General features: G+C 35.9%; 2 protein-coding genes and 1 pseudogene. 1 reads left to right on the top strand and 2 read right to left on the bottom strand.

Features of this window, described 5'->3' with window-relative positions; all coding sequences use genetic code 11:
- Window positions 1–63 precede the first annotated feature (63 nt).
- Window positions 64–1,487 (bottom strand): annotated as a pseudogene (locus GQR53_RS22865) (diguanylate cyclase); the annotation flags it as partial.
- 292 nt (window positions 1,488–1,779) lie between these two features.
- Here GQR53_RS22865 and cysZ point away from each other — a divergent pair.
- Window positions 1,780–2,508: a sulfate transporter CysZ gene (gene cysZ, locus GQR53_RS20340; protein ID WP_154903387.1), complete on the top strand. Its 729-nt coding sequence runs from the start codon at window positions 1,780–1,782 to the stop codon at window positions 2,506–2,508.
- Between the two features lie 74 nt (window positions 2,509–2,582).
- Here cysZ and GQR53_RS20335 read toward each other — a convergent pair whose 3' ends face one another.
- Window positions 2,583–2,741, bottom strand: a complete 159-nt coding sequence (locus GQR53_RS20335; RefSeq protein ID WP_165745041.1) for a hypothetical protein — start codon at window positions 2,739–2,741, stop codon at window positions 2,583–2,585.
- Window positions 2,742–2,777: the final 36 nt, after the last annotated feature.

Genomic DNA, 2,777 nt, shown 5'->3' with positions numbered 1-2,777 from the left:
ATACCTAGAAGATCGTTCAAGTGCTATTAACTAATTCTTAAATGATCGGTATTACTGCTATTCCCCCCCTTTATTTTTAGAACGATACATAGCCGTGTCTGCAAATTTTAATATATTGCCTGCCTGCGCATTTACACTATCAATTAGACAAATACCTATGCTGCAGCTTACTTGAAATGCGAGGTTGCCCACTTCAAATTTATTATGAAAAGCTCTTTGAATCTCTTTGGCTACTATTTTGCACTCGATGCTCGCCTGCAGTGTATTTTCTCCAACGTGTTTTAGTAAAATAATAAACTCATCGCCACCCGCTCTGGCCAACGTATCAGATCCTTTTATTATTGCGCTTAACCTTTTTGCTAATTCCACAAGTACTTCATCACCCGCACTGTGCCCAAGTGAATCATTAATACGCTTAAAATTATCTAGGTCTAAAAATAATAACGCCCCTATATTTTTATCACGCTTAACACTCTCCACACACATGCTTAATTTGTCGCTAAGCATTCTTCTATTTGGAAGATTCGTTAATGGGTCATAAAAGGCAAGCTTATGTACTTCTTGTTCGGCCTTTTTCTTTATTGAAATATCTCTGGCCATCCATACTACGTGCCTTTTTGTAGGACTATTGGGGTGGTAATGATCTAATGCAGCAGCCCTGCCTTCAAAAACTATATTCCCCTTTGGTACAGCTAATTCATATTCAAAAATTTGCGTCTCGTTAGTCGAGAGTGTTTTTTTAATAACGTCCATTATCATTTGTGCATCGTCTTGGGAGAGCAGGTCCTTAACACTTTGACCAATAAGGTCCTTGCTTGTATCAAGCAGTAACTCATTAGAGGTACCATACACATCGGTATAAATTCCCTCTTCACTTAAAATAAGGATGAGATCGGCATTACCTTAGTGAAGGCTTTAAACTTTTCATTACTTTGCTGTAAATTCGCGAGAAGCTGTTTTGCTTTGTTAAATTCGTTACTTTTTTCAAGAGCGATACTAGAAAAGTGCACAAAAAAATCGATTAACTCTAAATCTTGCTTTGATGGTGATTTAGGAGTGCTGTGATAGATAGCAAAGGTGCCTAATAAATCGGCTTGAGTTGAGAAAATAGGCGTTGACCAACATGACTTTAGACCAAACTTTAGTGCTAAGTATTTAAAGTCCTCCCACAGCGGTGAAGTTTCGATATTTTCAACAATAGTGCGCGATTTCGAAAATGCAGTAGTACCACATGAGCCCACTTTTGGCCCTATATAGTCTCCATTAAGCAAACTACAGTACTCTGGATGAATATTAGGAGCTGCGCAATGAAAAAGCTGCTGGCCTTTAACTGATAAGATTGAACACCTAGCGGATTCATCATCAATAATCTGCTCGATTGATGAACAAATTTCAGTAAGCACCTCACTTAAAGGTACCCCTAATGCAATTTTAGATAAAATGCCTTGCTGGTGAGATAATAACTTTTTTAACCTATCCGTACCCATTTTCCTTTACCCGTATTATTTATACACATTGAAACAACAAAAGCTTTAATCAAGCGCTTTTTTCTTACGCAGTAAAGTTCAGTATAGTTATGATTAGTAAGTTTTTTATTTTATTGGCAAAAAATAATCGGGCCTGTCTTAAATAATCATAGTTGCATATTACTGAACACCTATTGTTACTATATAAACAAAACCACAATATTAAAGCTAACACTTTGTTACTTAAAAGTACTGTTCAAAATTTTTAAGCTATTTATACTATAAGTAATGGTAAATATTTTTTGAGGTTACAGTGCAGATCACACAAGGTATGGAATACTTTTTTTCGGGGTTTAAATTAATTAGCCAAAAAGGGCTAAAGCGTTTTGTCCTTATTCCGCTATTAATTAATATTTTGCTGTTTGGTAGCTCGCTGTTTTTTTTAGTTGGCTGGTTAAGTGATAGTTTTAGCTACATAAACAACATGCTCCCCGAGTGGTTAAGCTGGTTAGAGTGGCTAATGTGGCCTATTGCTGTATTAGTTGTTTTGTTTAGCTATAGTATGCTCTTTACAGTTATCACTAATTTTATTGCAGCCCCTTTCAATGCGCTCTTGAGTGAAAAAGTTGAGCTTTACCTAACAGGTCAAAAAATTAACGATGACGGCTTTGCCGAACTAGTTAAAGATATACCTCGCATGCTTGCCCGTGAGTGGACAAAACTATGCTACTACCTTCCTCGCGCAATTGGCTTTTTTATATTGTTATGGGTTTTACCGGTCATTGGTCAAATACTATGGGTGTTGTTTACTTGTTGGATGTACGCAGTTCAATACGAAGACTATGCGTTTGATAATCATAAAATTGACTTTAAGCAAATGAAAGACGATTTAAAATCTAAGCAAGGTTTGTCATACGGATTTGGTTTTGCTGTTATGTTGTTAACTGCTATCCCTTTTATAAACTTAATAGTTATGCCAGTCGCAGTGTGCGGTGCAACACGTTTATGGGTAGATAACTATCGTCCAAAATATCGCAGTTAATTAAAAGGTTGCTAACTTTTTCAATATCCGAAGGACACCGCATTCTAGATTAAAAAGCACCTAAAGTGCTTTTTTTAATCTATTTTTAAAGCAATAAACTCAAGCGATGCACGCCTTGGTAATGCATCGCTTTGTTTATCTACTTCTTCAAATTTTTTAATCAAAATACTAAAGCGCTGATTATTAATATTAACGGCTGTAACTTCACCAATTTTTATACTGCCTAGATTCAAATTGTAAGTGCATAACTTGTTTTGGCTAGATTAAGT

The sequence above is a fragment of the Pseudoalteromonas sp. Z9A6 genome, assembly GCF_011378805.1.
GTDB lineage: Bacteria > Pseudomonadota > Gammaproteobacteria > Enterobacterales > Alteromonadaceae > Pseudoalteromonas > Pseudoalteromonas distincta.
This window is presented reverse-complemented; position numbering and strand designations above follow the sequence as displayed.